A 21249-nucleotide genomic window follows, 5' to 3' on the forward strand; every position below is an offset into this window, starting at 1 on the left:
CATGACCCACCGGCAGATACTCCAGGCCATGTCGGGGCTGATGGCCGGCATGTTCGTCGCCGTCCTGGCCGGCACCGTGGTCGCCAACGCGCTTCCGCGGATCATCACCGACCTGGGGGCCAGCCAGTCCTCCTACACCTGGGTCATCACCGCCGAACTGCTGGCGATGACGGCGACGGTGCCCCTGTGGGGCAAGCTGTCGGACCTGTTCAACCAGAAGCTGCTGCTCCAGCTGTCCCTGTCCCTGTTCGTCGTCGGCTCGCTGCTCGCGGGCTTCTCCCACGGCGTGGAACTGCTGATCTTCAGCCGCGTGGTGCAGGGCATCGGCGCGGGTGGACTCACGGCCCTGGCGCAGGTCGTGATGGCGGCCGTCATCCCGCCGCGCCGGCTCGGCAAGTACGCGGGCATCTTCGGTGCCGTCTTCGCCGTCGGCACCGTGGCCGGACCGCTCATCGGCGGTGTCATGGTGGACACCTCCTGGCTCGGCTGGCGCTGGTGCTTCTTCATCGGCGTACCGTTCGCGCTGCTCGCCATCGCACTGCTCCAGCGCACCCTGAAGCTGCCCACCGTCCGCCGCGAGGCGAAGATCGACTTCCTGGGTGCCTTCCTGATCGTCGCGGGCGTCTGCGCCCTGCTCATCTGGGTCTCCCTCGCGGGGAGCGAGTTCGACTGGATCTCGTGGCAGACCGCCGCCCTGACCGGTGGGGGAGTGCTGCTGCTCGTCGCCGCGGTCGTCGTCGAGGCGCGCGTGCCGGAGCCGGTCATCCCCCTGGGCATCTTCCGCAACCGCACGGTGACGCTCACCACGGTCGCGAGCCTGTTCGTCGGTGTGGCCATGTTCGGCGGCACCGTCTTCCTCTCGCAGTACTTCCAGATCTCCCTGGGCAAGTCCCCGACCGTCGCGGGCCTGATGAGCCTGCCGATGATCCTCGGCCTGCTCGTCTCCTCGACCGTCGCCGGGCAGATCATCACCGCCACCGGCCGGTGGAAGGTGTACCTGGTCGCGGGCTCCGTCATCATGACGGCGGGCCTCGCACTGCTGTCCACCATCGAGGCCGACACCCACTTCGGCCTGCTCAGCGTCTACATGGCGGTCATGGGCATCGGCGTCGGCATGCTGATGCAGAACCTGGTGCTGGCCGCGCAGAACGACGTTCCCGCGACCGAGCTGGGCGCCGCCACCTCGGTGCTGTCCTTCTTCCGGAGCATGGGCGGCACGATCGGTACCAGCGTGCTCGGTGCGATCCTCGCCAACCGGGTCGCCAGTGAGATGACCAAGGGCCTGACGGACGCGGGCGTCCCGGCCGCGGCGAACGGCTCGGGCGAGGGCGGAGTGCCCGACACGGCGACGCTGCCCGAGCCGGTGCGGGAGATCGTGGAGCACGCCTACGGAGTGGCCACCGCGGATCTCTTCCTCGTGGCAACGCCCGTCGCGGCCCTCGCCGTGATCGCGGTGCTGTTCATCAAGGAGAAGCCGCTGAAGGACACCAGCGGGATGGAACGGCTCACCGCCGAGTCCGCCGAGTCGGCGGAGTCCGCCGAGTCGGCCGAGTCCGCCGGTACGACGGCATCGCCGGCCGGCGTCGGCTGAGACGGACGCCCTTCGGGGCACCGGCGTGCGGAGGTCTTCCGGGGAGGCGCCCGGAGGGCCTCCGCAGGTGTGTGCGGCCGGCCCGACCGTGCGACGTGGGCCGTTCGGCACCCGGACCCGGCGGCGCCCGGGGCCGACCGGCCCTCGGATCGTCCCGGACAGCCCTGGGAAGCCCCGCCGGTCCGCAGGACGCTCGCCAGGACGGGAAGCCCGGGGGAGGTCCGGGGCGCCGCACGGCACGACGCGCCCCCGCGTACCCGGGGGGCGGGCGCGTACGGCGTGGCCGACGAGTGGCCGCGCGGCCTGTGGGAGGAGGCGTACCGCCATGACCGGCACCGTGTCGGTCACTCACGGAAGCACGAACGGATCCACGGAGCGGAACGCCAAGGCCGTCGCCGACGTTCTGCGGCGCGGGAGGTCTTCGTCCGCATCGGACCCGAACCGGTCACCGGGCGCGAACGCGTCGGCGGACAGACCCCGTACGGGGTGGACCTCACCGCCTGAACGTCTTCCGGCTTCCTCCCGGTCCGTTCCTGGGTTCTTCCGACTGGTCTCGCGCAGAGGGCCGTTCGGCCCGCAGGCCGGGCCGTGCAGCCCCTGCGGCGGGTGGTGGTGACGCGAGACATTGAAGGTGCAACGAGAGTCGTTCACCTCCCGCACATCGCATCACCCCGGGAAGGGATGAGCATCATGGCAGTTCACGACGGTTCCCCACGGCGTCCGGGAGTGCGTGTCCCGGCTCTGCGCCGGGCGGGGAGGACGGCTCACGCGTCCGCCGGGCCGACGACGGCGGCGTCGACCGCGGCCGGCGCGTACGTGCTGGCCGGGCTCCGGATCCTGACGGGCTTCGTCTTCCTGTGGGCGTTCCTGGACAAGACGTTCGGCCTCGGCTACGCCACCCCCTCCGGCGGGGCATGGGCCGAGGGCGGCTCGCCGACCGGGGGATTCCTCGGCGGCGTCGCCGTCGGGCCGATGGAGTCGGTCTTCCACGCCTGGGCCGGTGCGGCGTGGGCCGACTGGCTGTTCATGCTCGGTCTGCTCGGCATCGGCCTCGCCCTGATCGCGGGCATCGGCATGAGGCTCGCCGCGGTCGGCGGCAGCGTCATGATGGCGTTGATGTGGGTCGCGGAATGGCCGCCGGCCCGGTACCTGTCGGACGGTTCGCCGAGCATGTCGACGAACCCGTTCGTCGACTACCACCTGATCTACGCCGTCGTCCTGATCGCCCTCGCCGCCGCGGGCGCCGGCGCCACCTGGGGCCTGGGCAGGATCTGGGCGCGCCTCCCCCTCGTCGGCCGCAACCGCTGGCTGCTCTGAGGACCCACCCCGCCCGCCGCGCCCGCGGCGGACACCCGCCCCACGGTCCGGGGCGCCCCCACCCACCGGCGGGGGCGCCCCGGACCCGTCGTGCCGAACTGGTCCTCGCCCACCTGGCCCCCACCGCCAGGGCCTGCGCCCCGGCCTCCCTCTCGACACGGCCGCACGGATGCCGGTGCGCACGGTCGAACACCTCGCCGTGCGCTACCTGCTCGACCGCCCGCCCGCCTTGAGGGAGCAGTTCACCGAGGAACTCACCCGCCTCGTCCTCAACTGCCTCCGGCCGCCCCCGTGACGCCCTCCGCGCGTGTCGACAACGCTCGCGGACCGTACGCCTAGCCGACGTAGGTCTCGAACTCGGCTACCTCCGGGATGCCGTCGGAGCTGGTGATCTCGAAGGTGGCCTTGTGCAGCGAGGTCCGGGGGAACGTGATCACGCCCGCGCCGCTCCCGGACGCCAGAACCGCGCCGGAGTCGCCGTTGACGACCCGCCACGACCCGATGGTGCCCTCGGAGCCCGGGGCCTCCCGGATGGTGACCGCGGACACGCTGGTGGCGGAGGGCCACTTGACCGAGACGGAACCGGTCGAGCCCACCGGGGACCAGAAGGTGCTCAGGTCACCGTCGCGCACGTGGCCGTAGCTGGTGCCGTCCGCCCGGCTGGAGCCGTCGGAGCCGGCGCCGATGCTGAGGTTGGTCCCGCCGGGCTGCGTCGGCTCGGGACCCGTGGTCGAGGAGGCGCTGGGGGCGGGGGCCGGGTCGGCCGCCGAAGCGCTCGGGGCCGGGGCGGGCGCCTGCGAGGCGCAGTTTCCGTCCGACACCTTCAGCCCCTTGTCGGCACCGGCCGTCCGGCCGACCACGTCCGGCACGCAGCCGGCGTCGTCGAGCTCGAAGGAGTAGGGGATGGCGACCGTGGTGTTGGACTTGGGGTCGGGACCGGCGGGCCGGTTGTCGCCGCCGGCCCCGGACCAGGTCACGTTGTCGAAGACGTTGCCGCTGACCTGCCAGTATCCGGTCGTGTCGGTGTAGAACGTGCCGAGGACGTCCTTGGAGTCCTCGAAGTAGTTGTTGTCCACCTTGGCCTTGGCGCCGGCCCGGGAGTTGATGCCGGACGAGTTGAGGCTCCGGTAGTGGTTGTTGTACATGTGGGCCGTGCCGCCGCGCAGCAGGGGCGCCCGGGAGTCGATGTTCTCGTACAGGTTGTGGTGGTACGTGATGAAACCGTTCGAGAGCTCGGTCTCGCTGGAGCCGACGAGGCCGCCGCGGCCGGAGTCGCGCAGGACGCTGTAGGACAGGGTGACGTACTTGGTGTCGTCCTTCATGTCGAACAGGCCGTCGAAGCCCTCGGACTCCCCCCCCGAGGCCTCCAGCGTGGAGTGGTCGACCCAGACGTTCCGGACGCTCTTCTCCATGCTGATCGCGTCACCGCCGTTGGACGTGGGTGAGCCCGACTTCTTGACGTTCCGGACGGTCACGTTCTGGATGATGACGTTGCTGGCCTCACGGATGTGGATGCCCAGCTGGTCGAAGACGGCACCCTTGCCGACCCCGACGAGCGTGACGTTGCTGACCTGCTTCAGCTCGATCACCCCGGCGGCGGTGTTGCAACTGCCGCCGGACACCTTGCTGGTGTTGCCGTGGTCGATGGTCCCCTCGACCTCGATGACGATCGGTGTGTCGTCACTCGCACGGTCGCAGAGCGCCTTGTGGATCCCGGTCCCGGTGGTGGCCCGGACCGTCTCCCCGCCCTCGCCGCCGGTGGTCCCGCCGTTCTGGGTGGCGAAACCGGTGGCGCTGCCGCTCACCGCGGACGCCGTCCCGGGCAGGGACAGGAACACGCCGGTCCCGGCCGCGACGGCCGCCGCGGCCACCGCCGCCTGGAGCCGCAGCTTCGACTTGCGGTGGGACTTCGGGCGCTGGGTGCTGTTCTGGGTCGTGGTCAACGTGCTCTGCTTTCTGGTGCGTGAAAAGCGGTCCGTGCTCAGTGCTTCGCGTGAGGTGGACCGCGTTGCACCCTCTTGTCGCCGCCCGCACCGGGAAGGTTGCCGTCCTTCGGAAAAAAGATCTCCGCCCGGGATTTCCGGCCGTGTTCGTGCTCAGGCAAAACCGCCCGCCTCCCCGCCGGTGCGCTGCTGGAGTTCCCACAGGGACCGGAACAGGCCGGGTTCCCGGGTGAGTTGGGCGTAGGTGCCTTCCTGCACGATCCGTCCTCGGTCGAGGACGACGATCCTGTCGGCCACGGCGACGTTGGTGAGCCGGTGGGTGATCAGCAGGATGGCCCTGTCCTTGGCCAGTTCCCGCAGCCCGGTGAAGACGTGGTGCTCCGCCCGCGCGTCCAGGGCGGCCGTCGGTTCGTCCATGACGAGCAGCGCCGCCTGCCGGTGGAAGGCCCTGGTGAGCACGACACGCTGCCACTGCCCGCCGGACAGCTGCTGGCCTCCGTACCACTCCGACGTCAGGAGCGTGTCGAGCCCCGACCGCAGACCGGGCAGCATGTCCGCCGCCCCGGACGCCTCGCAGGCGGCGAGGACGGCGGCGTCGCCGGTGTCCCCCTGCCCGAAGGTGATGTTGTCGCGGAGCGTCAGCGGCAGGTAGGTGTACTTCTGCGGGGCCAGGGCGACATGCTTCCACGCCTCCCAGGGCTCCAGCCGGGCCGTGGTCGTGTGGTCCCACGCCACCTCGCCGGAGGTGGGCAGCAGCAGGCCGCAGATCAGCCGGGACAGGGTGGACTTGCCCGAACCGTTCTCCCCGACCAGCGCCACGATCTCCCCGCGCCGCACCCGCAGGGACACCCCGCTGAGACTGTCCCGCTCCGCCCCGTCGTACCGGTAGGTGATGTCCCGGACCTCGAACCGCTCGGGCGCCCCGGGCAGGGTCCGGTCGCCGCGGGACGCGGCCATGGCCTGCCCGTGGGCGTTGTCGAGGAAGTTCTGCCAGTCCTGGACGTACCAGCCGGTGCGCACCAGGTGGGCCCCGCCGTTGATGATGCCTCGCACGGACGTCGTCGCGGTCTGGAGGGCGAAAACCGCGCCGCCCCCGGCCGCGAGATCCATCCGGCCGGAGGCCAGCAGCCACAGCAAGGCGGCCCACACCGCGGCCGACGCCACGCCGCCGGCGAGAGCACCGCCCAGCCCCATCCACGCACCCGTGTCCGCGGCCCTGCGTTCCGCGGCGTTGACCGAGGCGGCGAGCCGCCGGTACCGCGCTGTGAGGAACGGTCCGGCCAGGCAGGCCCGCATCTCCTCGCTGGACTCCACGTACGCCATGTGCCAGCGCAGCTTGTGCAGCATCCGCCGCCGCCCCGAGGTCTCCAGACCCGCCAGGTACACCACCCGCGCGGCCCGTACGTACGCCGCGGCCTGTGGCAGACACGCCAGGAGCAGCAGCGGAAGCAGCGCGGGGTGCAGCACGGCGAGTACGGTCGCGCCCGCGGCGAGCGTCGCCGTCGAGGCCAGCACGTCCTGTGCCTCCTCCACCAGGTCCGGGGTGACCTGGGCGCCGCGGTCGGCGATGTCGTAGAAGTCGTTGTAGCCGGGCTTGTTGTTCGCGGCGAGCTCCGCGCCGAGCGCGGCCTCGACCATGGTCAGCTCCGCCGCCCGCGCCAGCACCGGACGCAACCGCCCGGTCAGCCACGTCACCGTGATCCCCAGCAGCGCGCGCAGGCCGGTGGCCACGGCGATCACCGCCAACTGCGGGGCGGCGTCCCACAGTCGCTCGGTGATGTCGCCCGACGAGATCAGCGCGATGATCGTCCCCGTGACGGCGAGCAGTCCCAGCGCCGCCAGCACGCCGGAGCCGGCCTGGCACGCCAGCAGCCCGACCGTCGCACTCCGGTCCACCTGCCAGGCCATCCTCAGGGAACGGCGCACCAACACGGGCAGCCGCCGCGCCATCGTCCCGGTCGTCAACTGCGCACCGGCCTGGTGCCTGGACTCGTCCCGGTACAGGAACTCCTCGTCCTGCACGCTGCCTCCACCACGCGGAGTGCCCGTGCCCGTGTCCGTGTCCGTGTCCGTGTTCGTGTTCGTGCCCGATGCTCCGGGATCAGGCTGTTCCTGTGTGCCGGCCGAGGTCAAAGTGGTCCCCCTGACGGTCGTTGCGACTGACTTGCCAGGCTCAACGACCCCGCTCGGGTTTCGAACACATGTGTTTCGGTCGGGTGCCGAACCCCGGAACCGGGGGCGCGGCGGAGCATGCGGGATGCACCGACCCTTGCCGGACAAAGGACCGGTCACACAACGGCGGTGGCCGAAACGCCGAGTGCTCCCCGGCTGAGGGCCCCGGCCCTTCTGCGGGCCACAGGGGACGGCCCGGCCCCGGTCCCACGCCCGTGTGCGCACGGGGCCGGGCCGTCGTCAACGACGCGTCGGCACGGCGTCGGCCCCTGTCCGACGGGAGGTGGCGAAACGCCCCGTGCACCTCGGGTGCACGGGGCGTCCCACGCCCGGCCGGACACGCTCCGCGGCGGAGTCCGGGCCGAAGCGGGGGAGTCCGGCACGGTGGGCGTCCCGGACCACGGCCTCGGGGTCAGCTGCTGCGCAGCCGGGTCAGTGTCGCGTCCAGGTCGGCCTTGCGGGGTCGGTTGTGGGGCAGCCTGGCGAGCATGGCGGCCATGCCGCAGGTGTCGGTCACGGCGGAGAGGACCAGGCCGCCGGCGATACCGGCGGACAGCAGCCGGAAGGCCGGGTGGGCGAACTCGCCCAGGGCCAGGCCCAGCAGGACGATCGAGCCGGCGGTCAGACGGACCTGGCGCTCCATGCCCCAGGTCGCCCTCGTGCTCCCCTGAGGGTGGTCGAGGCCGTGGCCCTCGGCGGCCCAGGCGCCGGTGCCTCCGGAGAGGGTGGCGGCGCGGACGCCGTTCTCGGCGAGCATCCGGCGGGCGTTCTCGGAACGGGCGCCGGAGGCGCAGACGACGAGGACCTCGCCGCGGCCGGCGGCGGAACGGATGTCCGGCAGGGCACGGTCCAGCTGGTCGAGCGGGATGTTGAGGGCACCGGGGATGTGGCCGCCGGCGTACTCGCCGGGGGTACGGACGTCGATGACGGTGAGCTCGTGGAGACGGGAGCGGGCCTGGCGCGGGTCGACGGTGGTGGGAGCGGTCATGGTCGATGTCGTCCTTCGTGTCGATCGTGTTCGGTGTTGCTCTGCGAGGGGAGAGGAGCGCTCGTACCTCGCGGATGTCAGTGAGGGGCGGTGGTCGTGGGAGTCGGTCCTGCGGCCGCGGAGCCGCGATCGGTGCCCGACCGTGCGGACACGGTCAGAGGAGCGCGTCGGCGAGCATGAGGGCGGCGACGGCGAACAGCAGGCAGGCGAAGAGGCGCTGGAGCGCCCTGCCCCCGACCTTCGCCGACAGCCGTTTTCCGTCCCAGGCGCCCAGGACCGCCGCCGCGGTGAACGGCGCGATGACAGTCCAGTCCAGGTGCATTCCGGTGCCGGCCCGGGCGCCGAGCGCGGCCAGCGAGTTGACCATGATGACCAGCAGGCTGGTGCCGACGGCCCGGCGCATGGGCAGGCTCAGCACACCCACCAGGGCCGGCACGGCGAGGAAGCCGCCGCCCACGCCCAGGAACCCGGTCACCGTGCCGAGCCCGGCGCCCGCGGCACCGGCCCTGCCGGGACGCACCCTGCCGGACGTCCCGGCGTGGGCGGGACGCAGCATGCGCAGGGCGGCCAGCGCCGCGACGACGGCGAAGGCGACGGTCAGCACCGTCTGGGGCAGGTGTCCGGCGACGGCCCCGGCGATCACGGCGGGCACGATGCCCGCCGCCGCGAACAGCAGCCCCGTCCGCCAGACCACGTTGCCGTCCCGGGCGTGCCCCACGAGTGCCGAGACCGTGGTCAGGATGACGATGATCAGGCTGGTCGTGGCCGCGTCCGACGGGGTGAAGCCGAGCAGGTAGATCAGGGCGGGCACCGCCAGGACGCTGCCGCCACCGCCCAGCCCGCCGAGGGCCAGGCCGACGACGGCACCGGCGACGAGCGCGAGAATCAGAGACGTCATGCCACCGATCCGCTGTTCCCGCGTTCGTCGACGACCGGATGCCCGGCGGCGGCCCATGCGGTCATGCCGCCCTTGACGTCCACCGCCTCCGCGCCGCGTTCGGCCGGCAGGGAGGCGGCCCGCTGCGAGCGGTTCCCGCTGCGGCAGATCACCACCAGCGGCCGTTCCCGGGCCGCGCCCGGCAGTGCCGCTCCCGCCGCGAGGCGGGACAGCGGCGCGTGGACCGCGCCGGGCGCGTGTCCGGCGTGCCACTCGGTCTGCTCGCGCACGTCCAGCAGGACGGCCGGGGCGTCGGCGCCCCGGGTGCGCCGGTGGGCCTCGTCCACGGTGACGCGGTTCTCACCGCGACGGAAGAGGGACATCACACAACCTCCCGAGAAGTCGTAGGGGCAGGGGCGGGCGGGCCCGTTCAGCCGGTGACCACGGTCAGTCCGGCCTCGGTGGCGGCGTCGAAGCCGTCGTCCACGGCCACCACGTCACGGCCCGCGGCGTCCAGCAGCGAGGCGGCGATCGCGGCACGCATGCCGCCGGCGCAGTGCACCCACACGGTGCCCGCCGGGACCTCGCCGAGCCGCTTGTGCATCTCGTGGATCGGAATGTGCACGGAGTCCTCGACGTACCCGGCGGTCCGCTCCGAGTCGCGCCGCACGTCCAGCACGACGATCCCGTCCGTGTCCTGCTCGGCCAGCCCGGCGAACGTGGACCGGGGGAAGGAGGCGGGGGGACCGCCCCCGGCCACCCACTCCTGCGGCGTGCCGGTCGCGGCGGCCGCGGGCCGGTCGATGCCGACCCTGACCAGCTCCCGCTGGGCCGCGGCCAGCTGCTTGGGGGACTCGGCGAGCAGGGTCACCGGCTTGCCCCACGGGATCATCCACGCGAGGTACGTGGCGATCTTGCCGTCCGCCTCGAAGTTGAACGATCCGGCGACGTGCCCCTCGGCGAACGCGACCCGGTCGCGCAGGTCCACGACCCACTCGCCGGCCGCGAGGCGAGCGGCGATCTCCCCGGCGTCCGCGACGGCCAGAGGCGTCAGGTCCACCGGAGCCGGACCGGCGGCGTTGGCCGGGCCCATGTGCGCGTAGTAGGCGGGGACGTCGTCGAGGCCGGCCAGCAGCCGGGTGACGAAGGAGTCCACGTCCGTGGTGAGCGCCGTGTTGACGGTCTTCTCCCTGCCGATCGTCGTGGCCTCCCCCTCGGCCTGCGCCGAGGAGCAGAAGCTGCCGAAGCCGTGCGTCGGCAGTACGGACGTCCCGTTCGGCAGCTCGGCCGCCAGACGGTGCGCGGAGGCGTGCTGGGCCCGGGCCAGCTGCTCGGTCAGACGGGGCTCCACCAGGTCCGGGCGGCCCACCGTGCCGATCAGCAGCGAACCGCCGGTGAACGCGGCCACCGGCCGCCCCTCCTCCCGCAGCACGTAGGAGGTGTGGTGCGGGGTGTGGCCCGGGGTGGCGACGGCCCGTAGCTCGAGTCCGTCATCGACGGTGACGGAGTCGCCGTCGGCCACCGCCACCCGGGCGAAGGACACCTGTGCGCCGGCCGGCACCAGATAGGCGGCACCCGTCGCCCGCGCCAGGTCCAGGCCACCGGTGACGTAGTCGTTGTGGACGTGGGTCTCCATCACGTGCGTGATCCGCACCCCGCGCCGGGCTGCCGCCACCAGCACCTGGTCGAAGTCGCGCGGCGGGTCCACCGCCACGGCCGTCTGCCTGCCGCCGGCCAGGTAGTGGCGGTTGCCGAGGCCCTCGAGCTCGATGGTGTCGATGAAGAACACGAAGATGTCCCTTCCGTGAAATTACCCCCCGGGGTATATATGTCACCGTAACACGATTACCCCCGGGGGTATTGCGGCGTGTCTGTTGCGCTTCCTCGCGTGCTTGTGGGAGCGGCTGCCGGGACTCGTGTCCGGCGCGGGGAAAGGCCGGGCGTGGGCGCGAGGTCCGTCACGGAGCGCAGGGGCCGTGCGGCCGGTGAGGTCGATGACGCGGGTGCGGGCGCCGGGAGTGCGGCGGTTCGGCCCGGCTTCCGGCGCGGCCGGGCGGGGCGGGGCGACCGGCTCTGCCGCTGGGCGGCCGGCTGCGGGCTCGAGGGTGTGGCCCGACCGTGCGCGGCCGGATCAGGTGCCGGAGGCGCGGGTGGTGAGCGAGGCGAGGACGGCGTCGAGGCGACGGGTGGCTTCCTCGGCGACCGGCCGCAGGGCGTCGAGTTCGGTGAGGGCGACCATCGTGCCCGGATCGAGGGCCTGTACGGCGGTGTGCCCGCCCTCGGTGCGGACGACGACGTTGCAGGGCAGCAGCAGGCCGATGGAGCGATCGGTGTCCAGGGCGCGGTGGGCGAGGGAGGGATTGCAGGCGCCGAGGATGACGTAGTCCTCCATGTCGTGGTCGAGCTTGGCCTTGAGGGTGGCGGTGACGTCGATCTCGGTGAGGACGCCGAAGCCCTGGGCGGCGAGGGCTTCACGCACCCGGTCCACGGTGGTGACGAAGTCGGTGTCGAGGTGCACGGTGCGGGCGTAGTGCATGGTTCCGCCTTTCGGTCGTTCTCGATGCCGCACCGGGTATCCGGGTGGCGGTGAGCCACTCGTGCGCTGCGGCGCGGCCGCTCGGATGCGCGAACGCCGGGCCGGGCGTCCCGTACGGTTCCCACGCCGGTGACGGGAAGAGCCTCGCCGGCCACGGCGATGTCGTCCGGCGTCTCGGACCGACCCACCGGCGTCAGTGGCTCGGCGGCCGTGAAACGGCCCGGCCCTTTGTCACCCGACCGGCCCAGGCGACCGCGGCCGGTTTTCGCCGGTTCAAGGACGGGGAAGGGCGGGGGCGCGTGGCCCTCGCCGCCGGGAATACCGGACTCACCCGCTTAGGAGGCCGAAGACCGAGCAGCGCCCTGAACGGTGGAGGACGGGGCGATCAGGCGGTAGAGAGGTAACCAGTGAAGAGATGACCAACGGATCATGCTGCGCGGCTCCGGCCGCCTGTACCCCGGAAGGAACATCACCATCATGTCCGCTCAGCACGCCGCCCCCGCAGCCGGTCGGACCAGGGTGCAGCAGGCCGCCCTCGCCGTCGGTGCGGTGTTCCTCCTGATCGGCGTTCTCGGCTTCGTTCCCGGTGTCACGACCGACTACGACACCATGAAGTTCGCCGAGCACCACTCCGAGGCCAAGCTCCTGGGCATCTTCCAGGTGTCGGTCCTGCACAACATCGTCCACCTGCTGTTCGGTATCGCCGGCATCGCCATGGCCCGCACGGCTGCCGCTGCCCGCATGTTCCTCATCGGCGGCGGTGCGATCTATCTGGTCCTGTGGATCTACGGGCTGATCATCGACCACGACAGTGCCGCGAACTTCGTTCCGGTCAACACGGCCGACAACTGGCTGCACTTCGTCCTGGGCGTCGGCATGATCGCCCTGGGTGTCCTGCTCACCCGCCGCACCACACCGGCCAGCCGCTGATTCCAGCGCCCCGGCTCCGCGGACGGAGTGGCACAGCCACAACCCCTCCCGAGGCGGGTCGCGAGTCGCGCGCGGTCGAGCGGTGGCAGGGCGCCTGCCGGTGCTCCGAGACCGGTGGTGACGCCCCATGTGCTTCCGCCGGCGTCCCGGAGTACGGCGGCGGCTGTGCGCGTCCGCTCGGAGACGGCGGCCGGGCCGACGGCGGCCGGCCAAAGCGCCGACAGTGAGTGCCTCCGGAGGAAGGGCGTGCCTCGGAGCGTCACGCGGTGGGCGAGGGCGGGGGCCCGGAACCGGACGAAGGACCTGGCTCCCGTCGACTCGTGGAGCGGTTCAGCCCAGATTGGTGAGCAGGTCGTTGCATGCCTGCTCACAACGGCGGCAGGCCTCGGCGCAGATACGGCAGTGCTCGTGCGTGTCCGCGTGGGAGGCGCACTCGTCACCGCAGGCCTTGCAGACGGTGGCGCAGGCTTGAACGACGGCGCGAGTGATGTTGGCGTCGTAGCCGGTGTGGCGGGAGAGGATCGCGGCGGTGGTGGCGCAGATGTCGGCGCAGTCCATGTCGGTGCGGATGCACTTGGTCAGCTCGCCGACCATGTCCTCGGACAGGCAGGCGTCCGCGCAGGCGGTACACACCTGCGCGCAGGTGATGCACTCCTCGATGCAGCGGACCATCGCGTCCCTGTCCACCCCGCCCAGGTCGGCGGGGTAGGTCTCCAGCATGTCCCTCACAGCAGTGGCCATCGCTTGACAGCTCCTTCGCTCTCGTAGGACCCAGCCGTTCGCCGATGCCCTGTCGTTCGGTGCGGTGTCCGGGTGACACAGGAACGGGTGAGGTAAACGGCGCGTCTGCTGGCGCGCGGCCTCAAACGGCTCCCGGCGCCTGCCTCAGGCGGAGCCGCCAAGGGCTGCCCAGGGCCGCACGGCCATGCGTGAGTCACGGACAGGGCTCCCCCGCCTCTTCGCGGCGTGCGGTGGGAGCGCCCCCTTGGGAGCAGCGGTGCCGGAGGGCTGATCGGGTGACCGGCAGGAGGGCCGACGGGCTCAAAGGGCATATCCCGTTCACAACCGGGCAACCAGACGGGCATGCTGAACGTCCTGCTGGCGGTGGTCGGTGCCCTGGCACTGGTGGTGGCGGCGCTTTCCGGGCCTCTTCGGCGCGCTCCGCTGAGTGCGCCGCTCCTGGCCCTGCTGACGGGGGTGATCATCGGCCCGGAGATGCTGGGGGCCGTTGATTCGCCCACAGTGGTGGAGGGACACGAGGAGCTGCACGAGGTCTCCCGTCTGCTGCTGGCGGTCTCGGTCATGTCCGTGGCCCTGCGTTATCCGTTCCGTGATGTGCGGGCGCGGGTGAGACCGCTGCTCGTCCTGCTGACCGTGGCCATGGCCGGGATGGCACTGCTCACCACGGCGGTGTCGGCCGTCGTCCTCGGTCTCGGTCTCGGTACGGCGGCGCTGCTGGGAGCGGCTCTGTGCCCGACCGATCCGGTACTCGCCTCCGGCGTCGTCACCGGCGAGCCCGCCGAGAAGGGGATCGCCGCCCGGACCCGGCAGCTGCTCTCCCTGGAATCGGGTATCAACGACGGGCTCGCTCTGCCCCTGGTACTGGCCGCTGTGGCGATCGCCGGACCGCTGACGGGAACACGAGCACTGACGGAGTCCCTGTGGCAGGTCCTGGGTGCCGTCGTCCTCGGAGCGGCAGCAGGCCGGCTGGGCGGAAAAGTACTGCGCACGGCGGAGAGGAGCGGAAGCATTTCATCCGGCCCCCTGCTGGTGTACACCCTGCTGCTGGCACTCTTCGTGCTGGGCGTGTCCGGGCTGCTGCGCATCGACGGAGTTCTGGCCGTCTTCGTGAGCGGCCTGGCCTTCAACGCGATCAGCCCGATGGACGAACGAGCGAGTGAGAACAAGATCGACGAAGCGATCAACCGTTTCCTCGTCCTGCCGCTGTTCGTGCTTCTCGGAGCCACGATCCCCTGGCACGAGTGGGGTGAGCTGGGCTGGTGGCGCGGCATCCTGCTGGTCCTCGGTGTGCTGCTGCTGCGCCGGCTGCCGATCCTGCTCGCTCTCAAAGGCCCCCTGTCCCTGCCCTGGCGGGACGCTGTCTTTCTGGGCTGGTTCGGTCCCGTCGGCGTCTCGGCCCTGTTCTACCTGACCATGGAGGCCCACCGGCTCGGCACCGACCCCGAGGTCCTGGCGGCCGGGACGCTGGTCATCGCGGCCAGCACCGCCGTGCACGGCGTCACCGCCGCCCCCGGCCTGTCCCTCTACCGCCGAGCGGGCGCCCGGAGCACCGGGAAGACCGGGAGACGAATCCGCCGGTGACGGTCCCGGGACGCGCCCCGGTGACGCCCGCCGGCGGCATCGAAACGCACACGGTGGGACCCGGCCGGCGGTCGGCGAGCCGGGCCAGGAGTCCGGCCCCGTGTCCCACGGCGGCGGATACGGTGGCCCGAGGGCATCCGAGGGCATCCGAGGTTCAGCCGGAGGACGTCGAGGCGGTGGTCACCGGCCTGCGGGGCTGACACCGGGCCGTCGTCCTTGTGGGAGAAACCCTCGCGCGGGGTACCAGTGGATCCGTGTTCTTCGACTCCTGGAATGAACTCGCCCGCGTACTCGTCACGGCGGGGCTGGCCTACCTGATCCTCATCGCCGCGGTCCGCACGTCGGGCAAGCGGACACTGTCGAAGATGAACGCCTTCGACCTGGTGGTCACGGTCGCGCTGGGATCGACCCTGGCCACCATCCTGCTCAACCGGCAGGTGGCTCTCTGGGAAGGGGCCCTGGCGCTCGGCTCGCTGGTGGCGCTGCAGTTCGTCACCGCCTGGGCGTCGGTCCGCTTCCGGAGCGTCCGCCGGCTGGTGAAGGCCGAGCCGACCCTGCTGCTGCACGAGGGCCGCATGCTCCATGAGGCGATGCGGCGCCAACGGGTCACACCCGACGAAGTGCGGCAGGCGATCCGTGCCCAGGGAACCGGAGCGCTGGAACTGGTACACGCGGTGGTGCTGGAGACGGACGGCAGCTTCAGCGTGATCCCCCGTTCGCAATACGGCTCGGGAAGCGCCATGGACGACGTGCCACGGCGGCAAACGCCTCACCACGACGACGCCGGCCAGCCCTGAGGACTCCTCCGGGTCGTCCGCGGACCGAAGACCGCCGGGCACGCGGGACCCGGTTGTGTGCCGGGACGTGGTGTACGCGTTCGACCGCCTGGCGCGGCGCAGCGGGGGACCGCGAAGGAAGGCCGCACGCCGCGAGGCCCGAGCGGACACACCGGGTCGATGAAGCGTTACCGCGTGCAGAGGAAAGGCCCTTCGGCCTGCCGGCCCGAACGTGTCGTCACCGGCCCACGGGATCGCCGTCGGCGCCGTCGCCCCAGGTGCGCAGCATCACGTGGCCGCCGTGGTGCAGCGGTGTGCTCAACCGCAGACGGGTCGCCTCGCGGCCGGTCTGCGCGTCGACGATGTGTACTTCGCCGTGGCCGCCGCGGGTGACGGCGACCCAGTCGGAGCCCGGCGAGGCGGCCACCGCGCGGCGTTGGACTCCCTCCCAGGGGGTGCCGCCGAGACGCGGAGCGCCGTCCATGGCGGGCAGGGCGAAGCGTCGGACGCCGTCGTGGGCGCCCAGAAGGATCAGCTCGTCGCCGTCGGGGTGAATGCGGGTGAAGACGGTGTGGCGCCGGGCGAGAGCCAGCCTGAAGACCAGGCCGTGGCCGAGCTCCGTGAGGAGCGTACGGCCCGTCTCCAGTTCATGGCGCCATGCCTGGTTGGTCCACTCCGGCCACCGCAGCGGGTCCGGAACGCCACCGCGCAGCGTGGTCCACAGTGCCTGCCGACGGGTGTCGAGGCGCAGGTACCAGCCCCGGGCGGGTGATTCCCACGGGATCACCGCCCCGGCCACGAGCGTGTCGCCCTTCCTTCGGGCCCGGTGGACTCCCTCGCTCGTGGCCGCGAACACGTGCCCCGAGCCGGGAGCCTGTGCGTCCCCGTGTCCGTCGTCCGGCAGCGGCAGGAGTGCGTGAGGCGTGACCGCCGGGCAGCCGGGCGGAGCCGCGAGGAGGTCCGCGAACCGGTGGACGGCCAGCGCCCCGGGTTCCCGGTGCCGCAGTACGACCAGCGGATCGCCGCCGCCCAGCACCGTCACCCCCGGTTCGCCGACGCGCGTGCGCACCCGCGCGGTTTCCCCGGTGGCCAGGTCGACGACCGTCAGCAGGTCCGACCACGGCTCGGTGTTCTTGCCCAGGCCGGTCGTGACGGCCAGCCGGCGGCCGGACGGGTCGCAGGCGAGGTGCTCGGCCGGAACGGCGACCGGGACCGCGAACTCCACGAGCTCCTCGCCGAAGGGATCGAGCACCAGGAGTTCCCCCCGCCGGTCGTCGACACAGGCCACCCGTCCTCCCGGCAGCGCCAGGAACCCGGCGTGCTCGGAGAGGTGGCGACCCGTCAGCCGTCCTGTGACCGTGCCGTCCGGCACGGTCAGCACGTGTACGGATCCGTCCACGTGGTCGGAGACGAGCAGTACGGGAGCGGCAGCGGGCATGGGATCCTCCGGGAAACCGGTCTTGTGAAAACGATTATCATGTATCTTCGGTGCGTTCCCGGTCCCTGAAAAGAAGCGAGGGCATCGATGCTGCGCTCATCGTCGAAATTCGTCCGCGGTTGGCTCACCGTGGCGGTGGTGGGTTCCGTCCTGGTCGGCTGCGGCTCGTCGTCCGACGAACCCGCGAGTGACAAGGCCGAGCCCGCCGCGAAGACCGAGGTCACCGTCGAACCCATCAAGGCGGCGACGGAGCTGACCGACACGAACGGTGTCAGGATCTCCCTGGACAGGGAACCGGAGCGGATCGTCTGCCTGTTCGCGCTCTGCGACGACATCCTGACCGAACTGGGCATCGTCCCGACGGCCACCAACAGCGCGTTGCTCGCCCACCCGGGCTTCCTCGGGGAAGAGGGCGCGAAGAAGGCCGACGTCGTTCCCGGCGGGTTCATCGCCCCGGAGGTGGAGGCGGTCCTCTCCCACAAGCCGGATCTGGTGATCGGCCTGGGGGACACCCACGGCAAGCTCGCCCCGGCGCTGAAGGGCGCCACCACGTTCTGGGCCATGCAGCCCGAGACGTGGGAGGACAGCGTGGGATACCTGCGCGACCTCGCGGCCCTCACCGGCCGCACCGCCGAGGGGGAGAAGGCCGAGAAGACCTTCCGGACCAAGCTCGCCGAGGCCGAGAAGACCCCGAGCGAGAAGACCGCTCTCATCATCTACGGCAGTGACGAGAACTTCGGCGTCGCGACCCCGGAGGGGGACGTGGCCGCCAGCCTGTTCCCCAAGATCGCTGACTACCCGTGGAAGTCCCGTGGTGTGGAAGGCAGTTACAGCCTCGAGGAGATCCTCGCCCAAGGCGTCGACGTGCTGTTCGTCGAGACGATGAGCTTCGGCGACGCGGACGGCAGGCTTTCGGAGAAGCTGGCCGAGAACCCCCTCTGGAGCAAGATCCCGGCAGTGAAGAACGGTGACGTCCACGAGGTGAACTCAGAGGTGTGGGCCAAGGGGCGTGGCACCCGCTCCCTGGGCATCGTCCTCGACGAGGCCACGGCCGCGCTGCGGTGAGGGCGCCCTTCTCGGCGCCCGCCGCGGCGGATCGCACGGCGGCACGGCCCCGGTGGCCCTCACCCCGGGCACGGGGGTGGCAACCACTCCTGGTGGCCGTGCTGCTGACCGTCTCGTCGATGTGCGCACTGAGCCTCGGCACCCCCTACGTCCCACCGCACCGGCTCGCCGGTGCGGTGCTGGACGGGGACACCACGCTCGCCGGGATCGTCGTCACCGAACTGCGCGTGCCCCGACTGGTGCTGGCGCTGATCGCCGGAGCCTGTCTGGGCGCGGCGGGGCTCGTGCTCCAGGAGGCGTTGCGCAATCCCCTGGCGGTGCCGGAGATGCTGGGTGTCTCGTCCGGGGCCGCGCTGGGGGTGGCCGCGCCGCTGGTGCTGGCCCTGTCACTGCCCGCCGCCGTCCAGCCCCTGCTGGCCATCGGCGGGGCCGCGCTCGGCGGCGGGCTCACGCTGCTCGCGGCCGGGCTGGGGCGCAGTCCGTCCGCGGTGCTGCTGACCGGCGCCGCGGTCGCGGCCGCGTTGCAGGCCGCGCTGCTCGTCCTGATGGTCATGGCCGACCAGCTCGACCTCCAGCTCATCTACCGCTACCTGCTGGGCTCCCTCTCCGCCCGGACCTGGGACGACGTGAGCGGACTGTGGCCGTGGCTGCTCGTCGCCGCCCCCGCCCTCGTGCTGTGCGCGCCGGTGCTCTCGGTGATGCGGCTGGGCGACGAGGACGCGGCGGCCCTGGGCGTGCGCGCCCAGCGGGCGCGGCTGGCCGCGCTGGCCATCGCCGTCGTGCTGATCGCGCCTGTCACGGCTGTGTGCGGACCCGTCGCGTGGGTGGGATTCCTCGCCCCGCACCTGGCCCGACGGTTCGACCCTGCGGCGGGAGCGGTGCGTTGGCTTCCGTGGTCCGCCGTGTGGGGTGCCGTCGTCGTGGCGGTCGCCGATGTCCCGGCCCGGCTGGCGCTGGCGCCCGTGGAGACGCCGGCCGGTGCCTGGACGGCCTTGCTGGGGGTGCCGGCCGGGATCGCCCTGATGCGGTCGGGTGGTCGCGGCCGGACGACCCGGCGCGGGCCGGCCCCTTCCGCTGCCGTGCGCACGCTGCTGCACGGACCGCGGACCGGGATCTTTGGCGCGGCGGACCGGACCCCTTGCGCCGGGACGCGGAAGAACGCTCGCCGGGACGAGCCCGGGGCCCGCGGTCCCAGCGGTGCCTCCCCCTTCCCCGCAGGGACGACTGGAACGGAGGACGCACCATGAGACGGCGTTTCGCGGCGCTCGCGGCACTGGCCGTCGTGTGCGCCGGGGTGGAACTGGTGGCCGGGCGCGGCATGTCCCCGGCGGCGGTCTGGGACGTCCTGGGGGGCGGGGGCGATGTGACGGAACGCCACATCCTCCTGCAGCTGCGCCTGCCCAGGATGCTGGTGGCCCTCGGCGCGGGCGCGTGCCTCGCCGTGGCCGGACTGGTCCTGCAGTCCGCGCTGCGCAACCCCCTCGCCGGACCCGAGGTGACGGGAGTGACACCGGGGGCGGTCCTCGGGGCCGTCACCGCGACAGCCCTGGGACTCGCCGGGTGGGACTCGCCCCTGGCCGTGGTCCTCGCCGCGTGCGCGGGCGGATGCGCCGGAGCGGCGCTGCTGTGGCTGCTCGCCGGCCGTGGCCGTGGCGATCCCGCGCAGACCGCCGTGCACGGAGTGCTGGTGTCGGCGGTGCTCGGCGGGCTCACCGCCATGGTGCTGCTCGTGGAGCCGGGCGGACTCGGCAGCGTCGTCCAGTGGCTGGTGGGCACCACGGAGGGCCGGGTGTGGCAGCACTGGCACCTGCTGTGGCCGTGGGCGCTCGTCTGGGGGGCCGCGGCCTGGCTGCTGGCCGGCCCGCTGACCCTGCTGCGCTGCGGGGACGACATCGCCCTCGCCGTCGGCCTTTCCGCCCGGCGGGCCCGCACCCTCGCCCTGCTGTGCGCGGTGGCGCTGACGGCGGGCGCGGTGGCCGCCGTCGGGGCGCTGGGCTTCGTGGGGTTGCTCGTCCCGCACCTGGCCGTGGCCGTCTTCGGCGCGGACCTGCGGGTGAGCCTTCCCGGCGCCGCCCTGGTGGGCGCGGTCGTGGTGTGCGGGGCGGACGCGGCGGCGCAGCTGTCCTCGCGGCTGCTGGCGGTGGCGCTGGACTCCGGACGGCTCACGCTGCCGGTCGGGGCGCTCACCGCCTGCCTCGGCGCCGCGCTGCTGCTGGTCGTCGTGCGCCGCACGCCGAGCCGTACGTTCTGAAGTCGACGTAAGGACAGAGCATGACCGAGTCCGTGGGGATCCACGTCGAGGGGGTTCACTTCGGCTACCCCGCACGAGCTGTGCTGCGGGGTGTCGACATGACCGTCCGGCCGGGCGAACTGACCGCCCTCATCGGCCTGAACGGCTGCGGCAAGTCGACCCTGCTGCGACTGGCCGCCGGGCTGCTGCGGCCGGATCGGGGGCGCGTGCTGCTCGGCGGGGACGACCTCGCCCAGCTCTCCCGGCGCGCCACGGCCCGGCGGGTGGCACTGCTGCACCAGTCCGCTCCTGCCGTACCGGGGATGACGGTGCGTCACCTGGTGCGACAGGGGCGGTACGCGGCACGTGGCCCGCTGGGCATGCTGCGTGAGGGCGACGACCCCGTCGTGCACCGGGCGCTGCGCGACGTCGGTGTGGAGCAGTGGGCCGACCGTGACGTCGACGCGCTGTCCGGGGGCGAGCGGCAGCGGGTGCGGCTCGCCATGGCGCTCGCCCAGGACACCCGCGTCCTGCTGCTCGACGAGCCGACCACCTATCTGGACCTGCACCACCAGCTCGACGTGCTGCAGACGGTGGTCCGCCTGCGCGAGGAACGCGGGCTCACCGTGGTGATGGTGCTGCACGACCTGGCCCACGCGGCCCGGTTCGCCGAACGCGTCGTCGCCCTGCGCGACGGCCGCGTGGCGGCCGACGGAACACCGAAGGAGGTGGTGACACCGGGGCTGCTGGCGGACGTGCTGAAGGTGGCCGGCCGGGTCGGCCGGGATCCCGAGGGGGGCTGGCCGGTGTGTTACCCAGATCACCCTCTCTCGGGTATGGAATATGAAAATCGGATTCATTAGAGTGCCATTGCGGCGTTCGTCCGGACGTCGTATCTCCCTTACGCATAAGGAGAGTTCATGGACAACGAGCAGGTCTTCGCGCCCATCGCCGACCCGGGTCAGCTGGCCCACGACTCGGCCTCCCACTCCAACGCGCTCGTCGAGAACCCCTTCGAGGACACCGAGGAGTAAGCGAGGGCCCCACCGCCCTCGACCGTGGGC

The 21249-nt window shown here is 72.3% G+C and carries 20 protein-coding genes; 11 read left to right on the forward strand and 9 right to left on the reverse strand.

Annotation, left to right across the window (positions count from 1 at the left end):
• Position 1: 1 nt before the first annotated feature.
• The 3 genes from ACWZEH_RS31515 (at position 2) to ACWZEH_RS31525 (ending at position 3203) form a co-directional block, all read left to right on the forward strand.
• Complete coding sequence (locus ACWZEH_RS31515) at positions 2–1591, forward strand: MDR family MFS transporter (RefSeq protein ID WP_456199944.1); 1590 nt, start codon at positions 2–4, stop codon at positions 1589–1591.
• Between the two features lie 690 nt (positions 1592–2281).
• A complete protein-coding gene (locus ACWZEH_RS31520; RefSeq protein WP_456194459.1) occupies positions 2282–2908 on the forward strand; it encodes a hypothetical protein in 627 nt (208 codons plus the stop codon).
• A gap of 169 nt (positions 2909–3077) precedes the next feature.
• On the forward strand, positions 3078–3203 hold the full coding sequence (locus ACWZEH_RS31525) for a hypothetical protein (protein WP_456194460.1): 126 nt from the start codon (positions 3078–3080) through the stop codon (positions 3201–3203).
• Between the two features lie 40 nt (positions 3204–3243).
• Here the strand turns inward: ACWZEH_RS31525 and ACWZEH_RS31530 are convergent, their stop codons facing one another.
• From ACWZEH_RS31530 to ACWZEH_RS31560, 7 genes are all read right to left on the reverse strand, one after another.
• A complete protein-coding gene (locus ACWZEH_RS31530; protein WP_456194461.1) occupies positions 3244–4851 on the reverse strand; it encodes a pectate lyase family protein in 1608 nt (535 codons plus the stop codon).
• A 153-nt stretch (positions 4852–5004) separates the two neighbouring features.
• A complete protein-coding gene (locus ACWZEH_RS31535; protein WP_456194462.1) occupies positions 5005–6873 on the reverse strand; it encodes an ATP-binding cassette domain-containing protein in 1869 nt (622 codons plus the stop codon).
• 562 nt (positions 6874–7435) lie between these two features.
• Positions 7436–8011, reverse strand: a complete 576-nt coding sequence (locus tag ACWZEH_RS31540; protein ID WP_456194463.1) for a rhodanese-like domain-containing protein — start codon at positions 8009–8011, stop codon at positions 7436–7438.
• 154 nt (positions 8012–8165) lie between these two features.
• Positions 8166–8909, reverse strand: coding sequence for a sulfite exporter TauE/SafE family protein (locus ACWZEH_RS31545; RefSeq protein WP_456194464.1), 744 nt, complete (start codon positions 8907–8909; stop codon positions 8166–8168).
• Positions 8906–9271 carry a rhodanese-like domain-containing protein gene (locus ACWZEH_RS31550; RefSeq protein WP_456194465.1) on the reverse strand — a complete coding sequence of 122 codons (366 nt, stop codon included), beginning with the start codon at positions 9269–9271 and terminating at the stop codon, positions 8906–8908. The genes ACWZEH_RS31545 and ACWZEH_RS31550 overlap by 4 nt, the downstream gene beginning before the upstream one ends.
• A gap of 47 nt (positions 9272–9318) precedes the next feature.
• Positions 9319–10677: an MBL fold metallo-hydrolase gene (locus tag ACWZEH_RS31555; RefSeq protein WP_456194466.1), complete on the reverse strand. Its 1359-nt coding sequence runs from the start codon at positions 10675–10677 to the stop codon at positions 9319–9321.
• A 342-nt stretch (positions 10678–11019) separates the two neighbouring features.
• Positions 11020–11424 carry a DUF302 domain-containing protein gene (locus ACWZEH_RS31560; protein WP_456194467.1) on the reverse strand — a complete coding sequence of 135 codons (405 nt, stop codon included), beginning with the start codon at positions 11422–11424 and terminating at the stop codon, positions 11020–11022.
• A 477-nt stretch (positions 11425–11901) separates the two neighbouring features.
• Here ACWZEH_RS31560 and ACWZEH_RS31565 point away from each other — a divergent pair, with 477 nt between their 5' ends.
• Positions 11902–12354, forward strand: coding sequence for a DUF4383 domain-containing protein (locus ACWZEH_RS31565; RefSeq protein WP_456194468.1), 453 nt, complete (start codon positions 11902–11904; stop codon positions 12352–12354).
• Between the two features lie 330 nt (positions 12355–12684).
• On the opposite strand, the gene ACWZEH_RS31570 is transcribed toward ACWZEH_RS31565, so the two are convergent.
• Positions 12685–13095: a four-helix bundle copper-binding protein gene (locus ACWZEH_RS31570; protein ID WP_456194469.1), complete on the reverse strand. Its 411-nt coding sequence runs from the start codon at positions 13093–13095 to the stop codon at positions 12685–12687.
• Between the two features lie 342 nt (positions 13096–13437).
• Here ACWZEH_RS31570 and ACWZEH_RS31575 point away from each other — a divergent pair, with 342 nt between their 5' ends.
• On the forward strand, positions 13438–14676 hold the full coding sequence (locus ACWZEH_RS31575; RefSeq protein WP_456194470.1) for a cation:proton antiporter domain-containing protein: 1239 nt from the start codon (positions 13438–13440) through the stop codon (positions 14674–14676).
• Positions 14677–14930: 254 nt separating this feature from the next.
• Entirely contained in the window at positions 14931–15473 is a 543-nt protein-coding gene (locus tag ACWZEH_RS31580; protein ID WP_456194471.1) for a DUF421 domain-containing protein, read from the forward strand.
• 217 nt (positions 15474–15690) lie between these two features.
• On the opposite strand, the gene ACWZEH_RS31585 is transcribed toward ACWZEH_RS31580, so the two are convergent.
• Positions 15691–16890 carry a YncE family protein gene (locus ACWZEH_RS31585; RefSeq protein ID WP_456194472.1) on the reverse strand — a complete coding sequence of 400 codons (1200 nt, stop codon included), beginning with the start codon at positions 16888–16890 and terminating at the stop codon, positions 15691–15693.
• Between the two features lie 87 nt (positions 16891–16977).
• On the opposite strand from ACWZEH_RS31585, the gene ACWZEH_RS31590 reads away from it, so the two are divergent.
• The 5 genes from ACWZEH_RS31590 (at position 16978) to amiA (ending at position 21219) form a co-directional block, all read left to right on the forward strand.
• The gene (locus ACWZEH_RS31590; protein ID WP_456194473.1) at positions 16978–17955 is read left to right on the forward strand and encodes an ABC transporter substrate-binding protein; all 978 of its coding nucleotides are present in this window, start codon (positions 16978–16980) and stop codon (positions 17953–17955) included.
• 92 nt (positions 17956–18047) lie between these two features.
• Entirely contained in the window at positions 18048–19202 is a 1155-nt protein-coding gene (locus ACWZEH_RS31595) for a FecCD family ABC transporter permease (RefSeq protein WP_456194474.1), read from the forward strand.
• Positions 19199–20206, forward strand: a complete 1008-nt coding sequence (locus tag ACWZEH_RS31600) for a FecCD family ABC transporter permease (RefSeq protein WP_456194475.1) — start codon at positions 19199–19201, stop codon at positions 20204–20206. Before ACWZEH_RS31595 ends, ACWZEH_RS31600 begins: the two co-directional genes overlap by 4 nt.
• 20 nt (positions 20207–20226) lie before the next feature.
• A complete protein-coding gene (locus ACWZEH_RS31605; protein WP_456194476.1) occupies positions 20227–21048 on the forward strand; it encodes an ABC transporter ATP-binding protein in 822 nt (273 codons plus the stop codon).
• 57 nt (positions 21049–21105) lie between these two features.
• Positions 21106–21219, forward strand: a complete 114-nt coding sequence (gene amiA, locus ACWZEH_RS31610; protein WP_241270818.1) for a streptamidine family RiPP — start codon at positions 21106–21108, stop codon at positions 21217–21219.
• Positions 21220–21249: the final 30 nt, after the last annotated feature.

The organism is Streptomyces yamdrokensis (genome assembly GCF_053890455.1).

Coding starts and splice junctions, on each gene's coding strand:
- ACWZEH_RS31515 (WP_456199944.1), top strand. CDS start 2: ATGACCCACCGGCAGATACTCCAGGCCATGTCGGGGCTGATGGCCGGC.
- ACWZEH_RS31520 (WP_456194459.1), top strand. CDS start 2,282: ATGGCAGTTCACGACGGTTCCCCACGGCGTCCGGGAGTGCGTGTCCCG.
- ACWZEH_RS31525 (WP_456194460.1), top strand. CDS start 3,078: ATGCCGGTGCGCACGGTCGAACACCTCGCCGTGCGCTACCTGCTCGAC.
- ACWZEH_RS31540 (WP_456194463.1), bottom strand. CDS start 8,011: ATGACCGCTCCCACCACCGTCGACCCGCGCCAGGCCCGCTCCCGTCTC.
- ACWZEH_RS31545 (WP_456194464.1), bottom strand. CDS start 8,909: ATGACGTCTCTGATTCTCGCGCTCGTCGCCGGTGCCGTCGTCGGCCTG.
- ACWZEH_RS31550 (WP_456194465.1), bottom strand. CDS start 9,271: ATGTCCCTCTTCCGTCGCGGTGAGAACCGCGTCACCGTGGACGAGGCC.
- ACWZEH_RS31560 (WP_456194467.1), bottom strand. CDS start 11,424: ATGCACTACGCCCGCACCGTGCACCTCGACACCGACTTCGTCACCACC.
- ACWZEH_RS31565 (WP_456194468.1), top strand. CDS start 11,902: ATGTCCGCTCAGCACGCCGCCCCCGCAGCCGGTCGGACCAGGGTGCAG.
- ACWZEH_RS31570 (WP_456194469.1), bottom strand. CDS start 13,095: ATGGCCACTGCTGTGAGGGACATGCTGGAGACCTACCCCGCCGACCTG.
- ACWZEH_RS31575 (WP_456194470.1), top strand. CDS start 13,438: ATGCTGAACGTCCTGCTGGCGGTGGTCGGTGCCCTGGCACTGGTGGTG.
- ACWZEH_RS31585 (WP_456194472.1), bottom strand. CDS start 16,890: ATGCCCGCTGCCGCTCCCGTACTGCTCGTCTCCGACCACGTGGACGGA.
- ACWZEH_RS31590 (WP_456194473.1), top strand. CDS start 16,978: ATGCTGCGCTCATCGTCGAAATTCGTCCGCGGTTGGCTCACCGTGGCG.
- ACWZEH_RS31600 (WP_456194475.1), top strand. CDS start 19,199: ATGAGACGGCGTTTCGCGGCGCTCGCGGCACTGGCCGTCGTGTGCGCC.
- ACWZEH_RS31605 (WP_456194476.1), top strand. CDS start 20,227: ATGACCGAGTCCGTGGGGATCCACGTCGAGGGGGTTCACTTCGGCTAC.
- amiA (WP_241270818.1), top strand. CDS start 21,106: ATGGACAACGAGCAGGTCTTCGCGCCCATCGCCGACCCGGGTCAGCTG.